Origin of the sequence: Phaeobacter sp. JH20_26 (assembly GCF_048056275.1) — a bacterium.
Classification (GTDB): Bacteria; Pseudomonadota; Alphaproteobacteria; order Rhodobacterales; family Rhodobacteraceae; genus Phaeobacter; species Phaeobacter bryozoorum.
The window spans coordinates 74,760-90,502 of the sequence record NZ_JAYMWL010000004.1 but is presented as its reverse complement, the minus strand read 5'-3'; the positions used below and the strand labels follow the sequence as shown (position 1 = coordinate 90,502).

The following is a 15,743-nucleotide window of genomic DNA, read 5'->3' as shown; positions in this document are numbered from 1 at the left end:
ACGATAGGGGACAGCGCTGGGTCCAACCCAAAGGATCACGAACCGGGACGGCGCCGCAGTGCCGGGACGAGCCAGGCGCTGGTGGCTTCATGCCAGCTCTGCCGGGCAGCAGGCCGGAAGGTCAGCCGTTCAGCACCGAGGCGCTGCCTGCCAGCACCTCCTGAACCAGCGGATTGGGAAAACGGCGCCGCAGGGTGACCGCATAGAAGGTCTCGCGAATGCGGGGGTGCTCCTCGGCCTCCAGCAGCCGCCCCGAGGACAGCTCATCCTGCACCACGATCGGGGCCACCAGCGCCAGGCCGATATCCTCGCGGGCCAGCAGCCGCATCATCGCCATGTCGTCGACCTCGGCAGCCACCTGCGGCACCACCGACAGGCGACTGGCCATGGCATCAAAGGCGGTCCGCACCGTATTGTCGGTGGTCGGCAGCACAAAGGGATGGGTGGTCAGCAATTCGCGGATCGGCAGGCGTGGATCCAGCCGCGCCGGGGTGCCGACGATGCTCACCGCCTGATCCCCGATCTGATGGGTTTCATAGGGGGTCAGGCTGTCGTCGGGAGGTTCGCGGTTCATCAGAACCAGATCGAGGTTCAGCGTTGCCAGCCCCTCCAGCAACTCGGTTGGGCTGCCGGAGCGCAGGATCACCTCGACATCGCTGCGCGCCAGCATAGGCCGCAGGAACCCGATCTGAAAGTTCCGCGACAGTGTGGCCAGCGCACCCACCCGCAGCGCCTGACGGCTGCGCTCGCTGCCTTCCAGCGTGGCGATCAGCTCCTGCCCGGTGGCAAAGATCGCATCGGCATGATCCAGCGCGATACGCCCGGCCTCGGTCAGATGCAGCTGCCGTCCGCGCCGGTCGAACAGCGGATGGCCCAGCCGCTCCTCCAGCTGTTTGATCTGCACAGAAAGCGCCGATTGCGACAGATTCAGCCGCTGCGCGGTGCGGGTCAGATTGCCGTCATGGGCGACGGCCCAGAAATAGCGCAGATGATGATAGTTCAGGGGCATTCATTCGTTTTAATAGAACGATAAGGCCATAACAATGAATTTTTATTAATCAAAGATCCGCGCTACCTGTCTCGTTGACGCAGCGTCCCCTGCTGCATGTGAATACGGGAGCCTTTCATGTTCTATCTGTTTTTGCCGCTCTTGGCCCCGATGCTGCTGCTGGCCGTCGCCCTGCGGGCGCGCCGGACACCGGGTCTGCGGCCGGGTCATCTGCCGCGTCTGGCTGAATATGCCGCGCTGGCGGCATTTGCCGTCTCGGCGCTGTCTGCGGTGCTGCTGGGCCTGAACGGTCCGGGCAGCTCGCCCTTGCTTGGCCTATTTGGAGTTGGGCTGTCGGTGCGGCTGGATGTGGTCAGCGCCGTGATGCTGTGTCTGGTCAGTTTCATCGGCTGGATCGTGCTGCGCTACAGCGCCACCTATATGGACGGCGAGGGCCGTCAGGGCGCCTTTACCGGCTGGATGAGCGCCACGCTGGCCGCGGTTTTGCTGCTGGTGATGTCGGGCAATCTGGTGCAGCTGCTTCTGGCCTGGACCGCCACCAGCCTGTGCCTGCATCAGCTGCTGCTGTTTTATCGCGAGCGCACAACGGCGCAGCGGGCCGCGCGGAAAAAGGCGCTGGTGGCCCGGGCCAGCGAAATGTCACTCGGCCTCGCTGTCGCGCTGCTGATTGCCGCCTATGGCACCAGCGATATCGCCAGCATTCTTGCCGCTGCCAGCCCCGATCTGCTGACCCTTGCCGCCGCCGGGCTGATCGCGCTGGCGGCGGTGCTCGCCTCGGCGCAGTTTCCGGCCCATGGCTGGCTGACCGAGGTGATGGAAGCGCCGACGCCGGTCTCCGCCCTGCTTCATGCAGGCGTCATCAATGCGGGCGGCTTCCTGCTGATCCGTTTTGCCGATGTGATGCTGGCCGCGCCTGCGGTGATGGCGGTGCTGGTGATGCTGGGCGGGTTTACCGCGCTGTTCGGTGGGCTGGTGATGCTGACGCAGCCGGCCGTGAAGACCTCGCTGGCCTGGTCCACCATCGCGCAGATGGCCTTTATGATCATGCAATGTGGTCTGGCGCTGTTCCCGCTGGCGCTGCTGCATATCGTGGCGCATTCGCTCTACAAGGCGCACGCCTTTCTCAGCGCTGGCGAGGCGGTGGCCAATGTCGCCGCGATCCGGCGCCCCGGTCCCGTCGCAGTGCCAAGCGCGCGTAATGTGATGCAGGCCTTTGGCATCGGCATCGTGATCTATGCGTTGGTTGGAGCGGTCTTTGGCTTTGGCGGCAAATCGGTGCAGGCAATTGCGCTGGGGGTGATCCTGATCTTTGGCGTGGCCTATATTCTGGCGCAGGGGCTGGCCGATGCCGCCCCCGGTGCGCTGACGCGGCGCACGGTGATCTATGCGGCGGCCACCTCAGTCAGCTATTTCCTGCTGCAACTGGCGGCGCTGAAGCTGACCGCCGGCACCCTGCCTGCGACCCCTGCTCCCGGCCCGCTGGAATGGGCGCTGATCCTGCTGGCGCTGGTCAGCTTTGGCGCGGTGGCCGTGGCGCAGGCGACCTTCCCGCTCTGGGCGATGCACCCGGCGGCAGCGGGGCTGCGGGTCCATCTGTCCAACGGGCTTTATGCAAATGCGATTTTTGACCGGCTGCTGGGCGGCTGGTCAAAGCGGACCACATCCTGAAACCGGGAGATCGACCCATGTTGATGAAGCACGAAACCTACCCCGCCGCCCTGTTGGAGCTGGTCACCTGCGCCAATCGGGCCGCCCGCGCAATCCCGCCGCTGTTCCCGCTCACCTCCAGCGTTGCGGTGAACCCCTTCCTCGGCCAGAGCGACGAGCAGCTGGCGGTGACCTCGGCGCGGCTGGCGCGGGTTGCGGGCACACGGGTGACCCCGGACCGCAGCCATTGGGCGGCGAAACGGGCCGCCGGAGACCTCACCGACAGCGATCTGCGGGCCGCATTGGCGCGGGTCGGCACCCGCTTCAGCGATGTGCAGATGGCCGATCTCCATGCGGCACTGGGCGCCACGGACACCAACGATGACCCAAGCGCGCTGCCGACGGTGGCGGAGCTGGCGCAGGAGCTGTCCGGCGTCGACTGGCCCGGCCTGATCGAGGAACGCATCGGCGCCTTTGCCGCCAGCCATTTCGATCAGGGGCAGGCGCTGTGGCAGCCGGACCGGACCGGCGGCACCTATGCGGCCTGGCGTCAGTTTGCCAGCCGCGATCTGACGCCGGAAATCCACGGGCTGCACGGGTTTGGCGGGTTTGTCGCTGCTACCAACCGGTCACATTGGCGCGCCATCGGACGGGCCTCCGAAACGCTGGGCGTCAGCTCTGCGGCCGCCGAGACCGGGTTTCACCGCTGGCTGATGACACTGCAAGGCTGGGCGCAATATGGCCGCTACCTGTCGTGGCAGGCCGAGCTGGAGTGCAAGAGCGACACCACCACGGTTGAGCTGTTGGCGATCCGCATGGTGTTTGACGAGGCGCTGTTCCACCAGTATCGCGACCAGATCGCGGCCCGCTGGCTGGAGGTCGTCGAAAGCCACGAAACCCCGATCACCCCAAGCCGCGATCAGGTGATCGACGCCATTCTGCAAGAGGCAGGCGAACGGGCTGCGCAGCGGCAACTGGCGGGCAGGCTGACCGTCGCGACCCCGGAGCCAGCGGCAGAGGCAAAGGCCACCGATCGCCCCCTGTTGCAGGCCGCCTTCTGTATTGATGTACGGTCCGAAGTGTTCCGCCGCGCGCTGGAAGCACAGGACAGCGGCGTGCAGACACTTGGGTTTGCGGGCTTCTTCGGGCTGGCCGCGGCGCATAATGCAGCGGGCTCCGACGTTACCGAAGGGCGCGGCCCGGTGCTGCTGAGCGCGGGCGTCCAGTCGCGGGCGGCGGAACCGGCGGAGCTTGACCTTGCCCGGCGCTATGCAGCGCGGGCGCGGCGCGCCTGGGGCCGGTTCAAACTGGCAGCGGTCTCCTCCTTTGCCTTTGTCGAGGCCACAGGCCCGGTCTATGCGGGCAAGCTGCTGCGCGATGCCTTTGGTGCCAGCAGTCGTCTGGCCACGGATCCGGCGCCGGTGCTTGATGCTTCGGTGGATCTGGACCACCGGGTTGCGATGGCCCGGACCATCCTGTCGGCGATGTCGCTGACCGGTGGCTTTGCCCCGGTTGTGATGCTGGCAGGCCATGGCGCGGATGTGACCAACAACCCCCATGCAAGTGCTCTGCACTGTGGCGCCTGCGGTGGCCATGCGGGTGACGTGAATGCCCGGTTGCTGGCCGGACTGCTGAATGACCGGGCGGTACGCGGCGGACTGCGCGAGGCAGGGATCAGCATCCCCGAGGACACCGTTTTCCTGCCCGCGCTGCATCACACCACCACCGATCAGGTCACGCTCTACGAACAGGATCTGCCCGCTGGCGCTGCCACCCGTTTTGCCCGCGAGCTGGCGAATATCCGTCGCTGGATCGAGGCCGCAGGCGCTCTGGCCCGCAGCGAACGGGCGGTGCGGCTGCCCCGCGCAAGCGCTGGTGCAGACATCCTGCGCCGCTCCTCCGACTGGGCGGAACTGCGCCCGGAATGGGGGCTGGCCGGTTGCCGCGCCTTTATCGCCGCCCCGCGTCAGCGGACCGAGGGCCGGGCGCTTGACGGGCAATCCTTCCTGCACAGCTATGACTGGCGGGCGGATGAGGGCTTTGGCGTGCTGGAGCTGATCATGACCGCGCCGGTGGTGGTCGCAAGCTGGATCAGCCTGCAATACTACGGCTCCAGCGTGGCCCCCGCCCTGTTCGGTGGCGGCAACAAGCTGTTGCACAACGTGGCCGGTGGCATCGGTGTGCTGGAAGGCAATGGCGGCGCGCTGAAACCCGGTCTGCCCTGGCAATCGGTGCATGATGGCGAGGCGCTGCAACATGACCCGCTGCGGCTGACCGTGGTGATCGAGGCGCCGCGCGATGCCATGACGCAGATCCTGGACCGCCACCCGCAGGTGCGCGCCCTGTTCGACAATGGCTGGCTTCATCTGATGGCGATGGACGATCAGGGGCATCTGGTCTGGCGCTACGAGGGCGATCTCAACTGGTCACGCATGGAACCCGACGAGAGCACGGCCAACCGCGCGGCGCTGGAGATTGCTGCCGAATAGGCGGATCACCCCGAGCCATGGAACACCGATCTGCGCCGCCCCGGCCAATATCCGGGCGGCGCAGATTGCATATCGCCGGGGGCGCCGCTGAGTTCGGATCAGTTCAGCGAGACCCAGAGCACCTGCGCGTCCTCTTCACTGGTCGAAACGCAGCAATGGCCCATGCCGCTGTCGTAATAGACCGTATCGCCGGCCTTCATCGGCAGCGGGCGGTAATGTTCGGTGTAAAGAACCAGTTCACCGCTGATCACGAACATGAACTCCTCGCCACTGTGGCGAATCCAGCTTTCGAACTCCGACACGTCACGCGCCTTGATGCGGCTGATATAGGGCAGCATCCGCTTGCTGGTCAGCTCGGTGCACACCAGTTCGTGGTCGTAGGTCTGGGTTTCCTGATGCTCTCCCGCGCCCTTGCGGGTGTAGTCGCGCCGCCCGGAGATATCGCTCTTGGCGGATTGCACAAACAGCTGCGGCGTCTGCAAATCCAGCGTCTGCATCAGGCGGCGGATGATCTCGAAACTGGGGCGGGTCTGGTTGTTCTCGATCTTCGACAGGGTGGAGCGGCCGATGTTCGCGGCCCGCGCCGCTTCCTCCAGCGTCAGCCCCTTCTCCTTGCGGGATTCGCGAATCATTTTCCCCAGCGCATCACCATCGGGAGCCTCGGCAAACTCCGTCGCGGGGGCGCCGTCTTCCGCGTTGATGGGTTCCATGGGCGTGCAATCTCCTGAGTTTCCCAATGTTTACCCTTCCCCCGGTGATAGGTCAAAGTTTCTATGTAAAAGCAATCGTTGCTTATCGTGGAAAAGTTTCTTAAAGGAAACACACGGGAGAGTTAGGGGCTGTTTTCCCCTGACAGACAATAGTGAGGGGCAGAGATGAGCCTTTATGATCGGATCGTTATCGGTGGCGGCCCTGCGGGCTATGTCGCGGTGGACAAACGCTTTTCAACCTCGATGCCTGTTATCGCCAAGACCGGTTCCGAAGGTGCCTTTGTCGGCAAGCGTAAGGAGGCCGTAGGATGAACGTCCCCATGCCGCGGCTCCGCCACCCGGAAAAATCGAAAAAGGCCGATAGCGAGATCCCGCGCAAACCGAAGTGGATCCGCCGCAAGAAAATCGAGAGCGCCGAGTATTTCGAGACCCGCCGCCTGATGCGGGATCACAATCTGACCACCGTCTGCGAAGAGGCCGCCTGTCCCAATATCGGCGAATGCTGGTCCAAACGTCATGCCACCATGATGATCATGGGCGAGATCTGCACCCGCGGCTGTTCCTTCTGCAATGTTTCGACCGGTCGCCCCGATGCGCTGGACGCCTTTGAGCCCGGTCGGGTGGCACAGGCGGTCAAGAAACTGGCGCTGCGCCATGTCGTGATCACCAGCGTTGATCGCGATGATCTGGAGGACGGCGGCGCGGCGCATATCGCCCAGACCATCCGCGCCGTGCGCCACCAGACCCCCGGCACCACGATTGAGGTGCTGACCCCGGATTTTCTGGGCAAGGGTGATGTCGCAAAGATCGTCTTTGACGCGGCCCCGGATGTGTTCAACCACAATCTGGAAACCGTCCCACATCTCTACCCCCGTGTCCGCCCCGGTGCGCGGTATTACAGCTCGCTGCGGCTACTGGATGACGCCAAACGCGCCAATCCACAGGTTTTTACCAAATCCGGCCTGATGGTCGGCATGGGAGAAACCCTGGAAGACCTGCGTCAGGTGATGGATGATCTGCGCGCTGCGGACGTCGATTTCCTGACCGTGGGACAGTATCTTCAGCCCACCCCGAAACACCATCCGATTGATCGCTTCGTCACCCCGGAGGAGTTTGAGCAGATCGAACGCATGGCCCGAAGCAAAGGGTTCCTTGGTGTCTCGGCGACACCTCTGACCCGCTCTTCCTTTCACGCGGATGAGGATTTTGCGGCGCTCAAGGAAGCCCGCAACAGGCAGCTTGGCGACAGCCTTGCGGGGGGTGCCGGCTAACGGACCACCCCTCGGACCGGGATTGCCCCGCGACTGGTGGGTCGCGGCAGGAGGGGCAGAACCGGGAAATCGACTTGTCATCGGTCGCGAACCGCAGCAAAGGCCGGGACAGGCACTCATAGGCCAAGGACCACCACCCAAAGGGAGGAAAATTATGGAAGTTTTGAATTCGATTGTGGGCTATATCAACGGGATCGTCTGGGGACCGCTGATGCTGGTCCTCATTCTCGGCGTTGGCCTGTTCTTGCAGATCGGGCTGAAGCTGATGCCCATCCTGCGCATCGGCACCGGCTTTGCCCTGCTGTTCAAGGGCCGCGAGGCCGGAGATGGCGAGGGCCAGATCACCCCGTTTAACGCGCTGATGACCGCGCTGTCGGCCACCATCGGCACCGGCAATATCGCCGGCGTTGCCACCGCCGTGTTCCTCGGCGGCCCCGGCGCACTGTTCTGGATGTGGATGACCGCACTGGTCGGCATGGCCACCAAATATTCCGAAGCCGTGCTGGCGGTAAAATACCGCGAACAGGACAGCCAGGGCAATTATGTTGGTGGCCCGATGTATTACATCAAGAACGGTCTTGGCGCGAACTGGGCCTGGCTCGGCTTTGCCTTTGCGCTGTTCGGGGCTATCGCCGCCTTCGGCATCGGCAATGGTGTCCAGGCCAATGGTGTGGCACAGGTGCTGGAAACCAACTTCGGCTTCAACCCCTCCATCACCGGTATCGTGCTGATGGTGCTGACCGGCGCCGTGATCCTTGGCGGGATCACCCGCATCGGTGCGGTGGCCGGGAAACTGGTCCCCTTCATGGCTGTCAGCTATGTCACCATCGGCCTGCTGGTTCTGATCATCAACGCCGATCAGCTGGGCCATGCCTTGGGTCTTGTCTTCACCTATGCGTTCACCCCCTCGGCCGCTGAAGGCGGCTTTGCCGGGGCCGCTGTCTGGGCCGCAATCCGCTTTGGTGTGGCCCGTGGCGTGTTCTCGAACGAAGCCGGTCTTGGCTCCGCCCCGATCGCCCATGCCGCAGCTGAAACCAAGGGTCCGGTAAATCAGGGCCTGATCGCCATGCTGGGCACGTTCATCGACACCATCATCGTCTGTTCCATCACCGGTCTGGCCATCATCGCCTCCGGCGCCTGGACCTCGGGCGAAAGCGGTGCAGCGCTGACCTCGCTGGCCTTTGAAACATCCCTGCCCGGCTTTGGCGGCTATGTGATCGCCATCGCGCTGTCGATCTTTGCCTTTACCACCATTCTGGGCTGGTCCTACTATGGCGAGAAATGCGTCGGCTATCTTCTGGGTGCCAAGGTGCTGATCGGCTACCGTGTGCTGTGGATCATCGCGATCTACTTCGGGGCCACGGCGGATCTGGGCTTCATCTGGCTGCTGGCGGATACGCTGAACGCGATGATGGCGATCCCGAACCTGATCGCCCTCGCCCTGCTGAGCCCGGTCGTCTTCAAGGTGACGAAAGAGTTCTTTGCCTCCAACGGGCAGACCGAAGAGCCGAGCAAAGGCGCGGCAGAATAATCAAGACCAACCGACATCGGGGCGCGGCAGGCGTCGCGCCCCGGCTTTTCAACCACATCAATTCAAGGGCAAGACGCTATGACCGACGCGCCGAAACGTACCCCGCTCTATGACCTGCATGTCGCCCTCGGCGGCAAGATGGTGGATTTTGCCGGCTGGGAAATGCCGGTCCAGTACCCCATGGGCATCATGGGAGAGCACAAACAGTGCCGCGAAAAGGCTGCGCTGTTCGATGTCAGCCACATGGGCCAGGTGATCCTGCGCGGCGACAACGTCGGCGAAAAGCTGCAGGCGCTCTGCCCGCAGGCCTTTGCCACCCTCAAGGAAGGCAAGGCACGCTATGGCTTCTTCACCAATGACGATGGCGGCATCATGGACGACCTCATCGTCTCCAATGCCGGCGATCATTACTTCGTGGTGGTGAACGCCGCCCTGCGCCATCAGGACATCCCCCATATGAAGGCGCATCTCGACGATGTCGAGGTGACCGAGATCTTCGACCGCGCGCTGGTCGCCGTTCAGGGCCCGGCAGCCGAAAATGTGGTGGGCGACCTTTGCCCCGCCGCCCGCGAGATGACATTCATGGAAACCATCCTTGCCGATATCGACGGCGTGGAATGCCGCATTTCCCGCCTCGGGTACACCGGCGAAGACGGCTACGAGATTTCCATCCCCGAGGCTGACGCCGAACGCATCACCAGGCTGTTCCTGGCCCATGACGATTGCGAACCCGCCGGTCTGGGCGCGCGCGACTCCCTGCGTCTGGAGGCCGGTCTCTGCCTTTATGGCAATGACATCGACCAGTCGACCTCCCCGATCGAGGCCTCGCTGGCCTGGGCGATCCAGAAACGCCGCAAGGAAGAGGGCGGCTTCCCCGGTGCCGCCCGCATCCAGAAAGAGCTGGCCGAGGGGGCCGCGAAGAAACTGGTCGGCATCAAACCCTCCGGTCGCGCGCCCGCCCGTCAGCATGTTGAAATCCAATGCGCCGACGGCAATACCATCGGTGAAATCACCTCCGGCTGCTTTGGCCCCACCGTCGGCGGCCCGGTCGCCATGGGCTATGTCGCCGCGCCGCATGGCAAACCGGGCGAACAGGTCAAGCTGATCATCCGTGGCAAGCCCCATGATGCAGAAATCACCGCGCTGCCCTTCGTCACCCAGAACTACAAACGTTAAGCTCCAGGAGTACCCGAGATGACCACTTATTATTCCGAAGATCACGAATGGATCACCGTCGAGGGCGACACCGCCACGCTCGGCATCACCAAACATGCCGCCGAGCAGCTGGGTGAAGTTGTCTTCATCGAGCAGCAGGACAGCGGCGAGGAATTTGAAAAAGGCGGCGAGATCGGCGTCATTGAATCGGTGAAGGCCGCGTCGGAAATCTACGCCCCGCTCGATGGCGAGATCACCGCCATCAACGAGACTCTGGCCGACAACCCCGGCGCCCTGAACGAAGACCCCGAAGGCGCGGCCTGGATCTACAAGATCAAACTCTCCGACACCTCGCAGCTGGAGGATCTGATGGATCTGGACGGCTACAAGGCGCTGATCGGCTGATCCTGCGCGGCGGATCCGGCAACCGGCTCCGCCGCATCTTCTGGCTCTAAATATCCCCGCCGGAGGCTCCCGCAGCCTCGGCAGGCGACCCCTCGCAACAGGAGCGCTCCACATGGCCTTCAAACTGACTGATTACGAAGCTTATGATTTTGCCAATCGCCGCCACATCGGGCCCAGCCCGCGTGAAATGGCCGATATGCTCAAAACCATCGGTTTCAACACCCTCGATGAGCTGATCGACGCCACCGTGCCCCCCGCCATCCGCCAGAAAGAGGCGCTGGACTGGGGGCCGGCGATGACCGAACGCGATGCGCTGTTCCACATGCGAGAGATCGCGGGCAAGAACAAGGTGCTGACCTCGCTGATCGGTCAGGGCTACCACGGCACCACCACCCCGGCGCCGATCCTGCGCAACATCCTGGAAAACCCCGCCTGGTACACGGCTTACACGCCTTACCAGCCTGAGATTTCGCAGGGTCGTCTTGAGGCGCTGCTGAACTTCCAGACCATGGTCAGCGATCTGACCGGCCTGCCGGTGGCCAATGCCTCGTTGCTCGACGAAGCCACCGCCGCGGCCGAAGCCATGGCGATGGCCCATCGTGGGTCGCGCTCCAAGGCGAATAACGCGGCCTTCTTCGTGGACAGGAACTGCCACCCGCAGACCGTCGCCGTGATCCAGACCCGCGCCGAACCTCTGGGCATCGACGTTGTTGTCGCCGATCCCTCCGAACTGGAGGCCGCCGCCGTCTTTGGCGCGATCTTCCAGTATCCCGGCACCCATGGCCATGTCACCGATTTCAGCGACCAGATCGCCGCCCTGCATGACAACAAGGGCGTTGCGGTTGTCGCGGCGGATATCCTGTCGCTGGCGCTGCTGAAATCCCCCGGCGAAATGGGCGCCGATATCGCCATCGGCTCGACCCAGCGGTTCGGCGTTCCGATGGGCTACGGCGGCCCGCACGCGGCCTATATGGCGACCACCGACAAGCTGAAGCGCTCCATGCCCGGCCGGATCATCGGCGTCTCCGTCGATGCGCGCGGCAACAAGGCCTATCGCCTGTCGCTGCAAACCCGCGAACAGCACATCCGCCGCGAAAAAGCCAATTCCAACGTCTGTACCGCACAGGCGCTGCTGGCGGTGATCGCGTCGATGTATGCGGTCTACCACGGCCCCGATGGCATCAAGGCGATTGCGCAATCCGTGCACCGCAAGACCGCCCGCATGGCCGCTGGTCTGGAACAGGCCGGGTTCAAGGTCGAACCGGAAGTCTTCTTTGACACCATCACGGTTGAGGTGGGTCACCTGCAGAAAACCGTCATGGAAGCCGCTGTTCAGCGGGGCATCAACCTGCGCCGCGTCGGCGAAACCAAGGTCGGCATCTCGCTCGACGAACAGACCCGCGCCGAAACCATCGAGGCCGTCTGGGGTGCCTTTGGCATCGACCGCAAGGACGACAGCTCCAACAAGCAGTACCGCCTGCCCGAAGCCATGCTGCGCGAGAGCGCCTATCTCACCCACCCGATCTTCCACAAGAACCGGGCCGAGGCCGAGATCACCCGCTACATGCGCCGTCTGGCCGACCGCGATCTGGCGCTGGACCGTGCGATGATCCCGCTTGGCTCCTGCACCATGAAGCTGAACGCGACCATCGAGATGATCCCGGTCACCTGGCCGGAGTTCAGCAACCTGCACCCCTTCGTCCCCGAAGATCAGGCGCAGGGCTACCATGAGATGATTGCCGATCTGAACGACAAGCTCTGCCAGATCACCGGTTATGATGCGATCTCCCAGCAGCCGAACTCCGGCGCGCAGGGCGAATATGCAGGCCTTCTGACCATCCGCAACTACCACGCGGCAAACGGTCAGGGTCATCGCAACGTCTGCCTGATCCCGACCTCCGCCCATGGCACCAATCCGGCCACCGCGCAGATGGTTGGCTATCAGGTGGTTCCGATCAAGGCGGATGACAAAGGCAATATTGATGTCGCGGATTTCCGCGAAAAGGCCGAGAAACACTCGGACCACCTCGCCGCCTGCATGATCACCTACCCCTCCACCCATGGCGTGTTCGAGACCACCGTTCAGGAGGTCTGCCAGATCACCCATGAGCACGGCGGTCAGGTCTATATCGACGGTGCAAATATGAACGCGATGGTCGGCCTGTCCCGTCCGGGTGACATTGGCGGCGACGTCAGCCACCTGAACCTGCACAAGACCTTCTGCATCCCGCATGGCGGTGGCGGCCCCGGCATGGGTCCGATCGGCGTCAAGGCGCATCTGACCGAACACCTGCCGGGTCACCCGGAATACGGCACCGCCGTGGGTCCTGTCTCGGCAGCGCCCTTCGGTTCGCCCTCGATCCTGCCGGTCAGCTGGGCTTATGTGCTGCTGATGGGGGGCGCTGGCCTCACGCAGGCGACGAAGGTTGCGATCCTCAACGCCAACTACATCGCGGCACGTCTGAAGGATGCCTATCCGATCCTCTACACCTCCGAATCCGGTCGTGTGGCGCATGAGTGCATTCTGGACACCCGTCCGCTGAATGACGACGGCGGCGTGACCGTGGATGATGTGGCCAAGCGCCTGATCGACAGCGGTTTCCACGCGCCGACCATGTCCTGGCCGGTGGCGGGCACGCTGATGGTGGAGCCGACCGAATCCGAACCCAAGGACGAGCTGGACCGCTTCTGCGATGCCATGCTGTCCATCCGGTCGGAGGCGCAGGACATCATCGACGGCAAGATCGACGCCGAAAACAACCCGCTGAAGCACGCGCCACACACCGTGCGCGATCTGGTCGGTGAGTGGGATCGCCCCTACAGCCGCGAACAGGCCTGCTTCCCTCCGGGCAACCTCGGTGTGGATAAATACTGGCCGGCGGTGAACCGCGTCGACAATGCCTATGGCGACCGCAACCTGATCTGCACCTGCCCTCCGATGGAGGATTACGCAGAGGCGGCGGAATAAGCCCACGCCAAGACCCAAGGTGTCGCCGGTTCCCACCGGCGGCACCCCTATGCCGATCCATCCCGCTCACCGTATGCGAGGCAGACAGATGACACTTCATTCCCGGCCCCACGGCGATAGCGAGATTGCCCGCACCGGTGGCCGTGGCCTGCGTCACATTGATGTCGTCCTTCCCGACGGCGCGCCACGATCCCGCGCCCAGATCATCATCGACCTGTTCGACGCCGCAAACGATCTACTGGACGGGGTGCAATACCGGGTGCGCGTCTGTGGTCTGGATATGCTCGCCAGCGGCCCGGTTGCCGGCCGCGCCCGCGCGCTCGTGGTGTTTCTGGGCGATATTTACAGCCGCTGGCAGCTGAATGCCAAGGAACGCGCCCGCGTCAATCAGGTGATGCGCCTGTCAGAGCGCAGCGCCTTTGTCGGCGGTGCGGTGTTCCTGCTGGATGCGCTGGCGCGCGGCGGCGATCACCATCTGGCGATCCATCCGAATTTCCTCGCCTCGGCCGGGGAATGCAGCCTGCGTCAGGATCAGGACGGCGCCGCCACTGCCGCCTCCGGCACCGTGCATTCGGCGATCTGCAGTTTTGCCACCCCGCATATGCTGCTGGATATCATCGCCGCCGACTGCGGGCGACTGGCCGCGAATGGCATGGCGCATTACCTCGGTCTTGATACCGGCAAACGCCCCAAGAAGAGCCGTATTGCGCTGAACCTAGAACAGAAATCCGCAGGCGACGGGCTGATCACCCAATGCCTCGCCGTGATGCAGGACCATATCGAAACGCCGCTGTCGGTGGCCGAACTGGCCGATATGCTGAATGTCTCCACCCGCTGCCTGCAACGGCGCTTTACCCGCCATTTTGAACGCTCGCCGCTCAGCGTTTACCGGTCCTTGCGGATCGAACGCGCCCATCAGCTCTTGACCCAGACCGATATACCCCTGCGTCAGGTCGCGGTCGCCACCGGCTTTGGCAGCTACCAGAGCCTCAGCCAGCACATCCGCGAAACCTATGGCCATGCGCCGGACGTGATCCGCCGCAGCGCCTTTCGCGGCCCGGCCCCGGACAGCCTGCGACAGAGCCGGATCCACCAGCCGCATAGCGCCCCGCTCTGATGCCGCTGCCGGGGTCCGGTCAGATCCGGTCCTTGATCCGATACCAGCCAAAGGCCAGCGGCAGTGACATCCGCCGCCAGCGGCCCAGCTCAAACCGGCGCAGCGGACGCTGCATCAGATCGGGATGCGGCAGGCGGCTGCGCCCCAGCGCCTGATCGGCGATCAGCGCCCCGGCATAAGGCGCCATACAGACGCCGCTGCCATGATACCCGAGCGCGGCCCAGGCGTTATCCAGCCCCGGCACCGCCCCGGCAAAGGGCACGAGATTGCGGGTCATACAGATCAGCCCGGACCAGAAATACTCCGTCTCCACATGGCGCCAGGCCGGGAACATCCGGTCAAAATCCGCCCGCGCGCGGGCTTTGGTGGCGGCGATATTCTCCTCGCTCACCCGCACCGATCCGCGCAGCCCCAGCAACAGCCGACGATCCGGCAACAGGCGCAGATAATGCAAAAGCGTGCGGCTGTCGCAGACCATTTGCTCACTCCACCAGCCCTGGTCGGCAATCTCGGCCTCGCTCAGCGGGCGGGTCACCATGATATTGGACTGAACCGGCAGATAGCGGCCCGCGAATGCGCCCGGCAGATCGTCCGAAGAATAGCCATTGGTGGCAATCAGCAGCCGCCTGGCGCGGACCTGCCCGCCGGCGACCCGCAGCAGATAGCCGTCACCCTGCGTGTCAATCGCCTCGACGGCACTGTCCGAATACATCCGCACCCCCGCCGCCTCTGCCGCGCGGGTCAGGCCAAGCACGAATTTCATCGGGTTCAGCGCAAAACCCACAGGCAGATGGACCGCGCCATGGAACTCCGGGCTGTTCAGCCCCTGCGCCGCCATGTCTTCCTTTGGTACAAATTCATACGGCAGATCATAGCGGCGGGTGTACTCCTGCCCATAGGCATGGAGCTCCTCCAGACGGTCCGCGCGATGCGCCACATAGGCGTAGCCCCGCGAATGGCGATCCACCTCCAGCGCGTACCGGTCCAGATACTGCTCCACCAGATCGACGGCCGCGCGTTCGGCATCAAAGAACCGGCGCGCATCCGGTTCGCCATAGCGGCGCAGAATGGCATCATCGGCCAGTTTGGCACTGCCCACCGAAACCAGCCCGCCATTGCGCCCCGAGGCCCCCCAGCCGGGCCGTTCGGCATCCAGCAACACCACATCGCTGCCGTTTTCGGCCAGGGTCAGCGCCGCCGACAGACCGGTATAGCCGCCACCGATGACGGCAAATTCCGCCGTCACCTCATCGCGCAGCGGCGCGTATCGTGGCGCCGGCTCGGGCAGAAACCGGTTCCAGTACCGCGTCTGGATCGGGCGATCGGTATAAGCCAGAGGTTCGTAGATACGTTTCATTCGGGCGTGCCATCAGATGTCAGGGTCTGCGCAGAAGCTATCCGCAGCCCCCCCGGTGCCGTCAATCCCACGCGAACAGTCCGA

General features: G+C 64.0%; 12 protein-coding genes. 9 read left to right on the top strand and 3 right to left on the bottom strand.

Features of this window, described 5'->3' with window-relative positions; translation table 11 throughout:
* Window positions 1-121: 121 nt before the first annotated feature.
* Window positions 122-1,009 (bottom strand): LysR family transcriptional regulator, encoded by an 888-nt coding sequence (locus tag VWY60_RS01780; RefSeq protein WP_340547805.1) that lies wholly within the window; start codon window positions 1,007-1,009, stop codon window positions 122-124.
* A gap of 117 nt (window positions 1,010-1,126) precedes the next feature.
* On the opposite strand from VWY60_RS01780, the gene VWY60_RS01775 reads away from it, so the two are divergent.
* Complete coding sequence (locus tag VWY60_RS01775; RefSeq protein ID WP_416539720.1) at window positions 1,127-2,677, top strand: proton-conducting transporter membrane subunit; 1,551 nt, start codon at window positions 1,127-1,129, stop codon at window positions 2,675-2,677.
* Between the two features lie 17 nt (window positions 2,678-2,694).
* Window positions 2,695-5,145 (top strand): YbcC family protein, encoded by a 2,451-nt coding sequence (locus VWY60_RS01770; RefSeq protein WP_416539719.1) that lies wholly within the window; start codon window positions 2,695-2,697, stop codon window positions 5,143-5,145.
* Window positions 5,146-5,243: 98 nt separating this feature from the next.
* Here the strand turns inward: VWY60_RS01770 and VWY60_RS01765 are convergent, their stop codons facing one another.
* Window positions 5,244-5,855, bottom strand: coding sequence for a helix-turn-helix domain-containing protein (locus VWY60_RS01765; protein ID WP_416535336.1), 612 nt, complete (start codon window positions 5,853-5,855; stop codon window positions 5,244-5,246).
* Window positions 5,856-6,020: 165 nt separating this feature from the next.
* Here VWY60_RS01765 and VWY60_RS01760 point away from each other — a divergent pair, with 165 nt between their 5' ends.
* The 7 genes from VWY60_RS01760 (at window position 6,021) to VWY60_RS01730 (ending at window position 14,302) form a co-directional block, all read left to right on the top strand.
* Window positions 6,021-6,167 carry a hypothetical protein gene (locus VWY60_RS01760; protein ID WP_416539718.1) on the top strand — a complete coding sequence of 49 codons (147 nt, stop codon included), beginning with the start codon at window positions 6,021-6,023 and terminating at the stop codon, window positions 6,165-6,167.
* The gene (gene lipA / locus VWY60_RS01755) at window positions 6,164-7,126 is read left to right on the top strand and encodes a lipoyl synthase (RefSeq protein ID WP_416539717.1); all 963 of its coding nucleotides are present in this window, start codon (window positions 6,164-6,166) and stop codon (window positions 7,124-7,126) included. Before VWY60_RS01760 ends, lipA begins: the two co-directional genes overlap by 4 nt.
* 154 nt (window positions 7,127-7,280) lie before the next feature.
* Window positions 7,281-8,657 (top strand): alanine/glycine:cation symporter family protein, encoded by a 1,377-nt coding sequence (locus VWY60_RS01750; protein WP_416539716.1) that lies wholly within the window; start codon window positions 7,281-7,283, stop codon window positions 8,655-8,657.
* 78 nt (window positions 8,658-8,735) lie between these two features.
* On the top strand, window positions 8,736-9,833 hold the full coding sequence (gene gcvT, locus VWY60_RS01745; protein ID WP_416539715.1) for a glycine cleavage system aminomethyltransferase GcvT: 1,098 nt from the start codon (window positions 8,736-8,738) through the stop codon (window positions 9,831-9,833).
* Between the two features lie 18 nt (window positions 9,834-9,851).
* A complete protein-coding gene (gene gcvH, locus VWY60_RS01740) occupies window positions 9,852-10,217 on the top strand; it encodes a glycine cleavage system protein GcvH (protein WP_340547750.1) in 366 nt (121 codons plus the stop codon).
* Window positions 10,218-10,329: 112 nt separating this feature from the next.
* The gene (gene gcvP, locus VWY60_RS01735) at window positions 10,330-13,185 is read left to right on the top strand and encodes an aminomethyl-transferring glycine dehydrogenase (protein ID WP_416539714.1); all 2,856 of its coding nucleotides are present in this window, start codon (window positions 10,330-10,332) and stop codon (window positions 13,183-13,185) included.
* Between the two features lie 88 nt (window positions 13,186-13,273).
* Complete coding sequence (locus VWY60_RS01730; RefSeq protein ID WP_416539713.1) at window positions 13,274-14,302, top strand: helix-turn-helix domain-containing protein; 1,029 nt, start codon at window positions 13,274-13,276, stop codon at window positions 14,300-14,302.
* Between the two features lie 19 nt (window positions 14,303-14,321).
* Here VWY60_RS01730 and VWY60_RS01725 read toward each other — a convergent pair whose 3' ends face one another.
* Window positions 14,322-15,659: an NAD(P)/FAD-dependent oxidoreductase gene (locus VWY60_RS01725; protein WP_416539712.1), complete on the bottom strand. Its 1,338-nt coding sequence runs from the start codon at window positions 15,657-15,659 to the stop codon at window positions 14,322-14,324.
* Window positions 15,660-15,743: the final 84 nt, after the last annotated feature.

What these genes read in the sequence shown, in the direction of transcription:
- VWY60_RS01780 (WP_340547805.1), bottom strand. Translation starts at nt 1,009, where the DNA reads ATGCCCCTGAACTATCATCATCTGCGCTATTTCTGGGCCGTCGCCCAT.
- VWY60_RS01775 (WP_416539720.1), top strand. Translation starts at nt 1,127, where the DNA reads ATGTTCTATCTGTTTTTGCCGCTCTTGGCCCCGATGCTGCTGCTGGCC.
- VWY60_RS01770 (WP_416539719.1), top strand. Translation starts at nt 2,695, where the DNA reads ATGTTGATGAAGCACGAAACCTACCCCGCCGCCCTGTTGGAGCTGGTC.
- VWY60_RS01765 (WP_416535336.1), bottom strand. Translation starts at nt 5,855, where the DNA reads ATGGAACCCATCAACGCGGAAGACGGCGCCCCCGCGACGGAGTTTGCC.
- VWY60_RS01760 (WP_416539718.1), top strand. Translation starts at nt 6,021, where the DNA reads ATGAGCCTTTATGATCGGATCGTTATCGGTGGCGGCCCTGCGGGCTAT.
- lipA (WP_416539717.1), top strand. Translation starts at nt 6,164, where the DNA reads ATGAACGTCCCCATGCCGCGGCTCCGCCACCCGGAAAAATCGAAAAAG.
- VWY60_RS01750 (WP_416539716.1), top strand. Translation starts at nt 7,281, where the DNA reads ATGGAAGTTTTGAATTCGATTGTGGGCTATATCAACGGGATCGTCTGG.
- gcvT (WP_416539715.1), top strand. Translation starts at nt 8,736, where the DNA reads ATGACCGACGCGCCGAAACGTACCCCGCTCTATGACCTGCATGTCGCC.
- gcvH (WP_340547750.1), top strand. Translation starts at nt 9,852, where the DNA reads ATGACCACTTATTATTCCGAAGATCACGAATGGATCACCGTCGAGGGC.
- gcvP (WP_416539714.1), top strand. Translation starts at nt 10,330, where the DNA reads ATGGCCTTCAAACTGACTGATTACGAAGCTTATGATTTTGCCAATCGC.
- VWY60_RS01730 (WP_416539713.1), top strand. Translation starts at nt 13,274, where the DNA reads ATGACACTTCATTCCCGGCCCCACGGCGATAGCGAGATTGCCCGCACC.
- VWY60_RS01725 (WP_416539712.1), bottom strand. Translation starts at nt 15,659, where the DNA reads ATGAAACGTATCTACGAACCTCTGGCTTATACCGATCGCCCGATCCAG.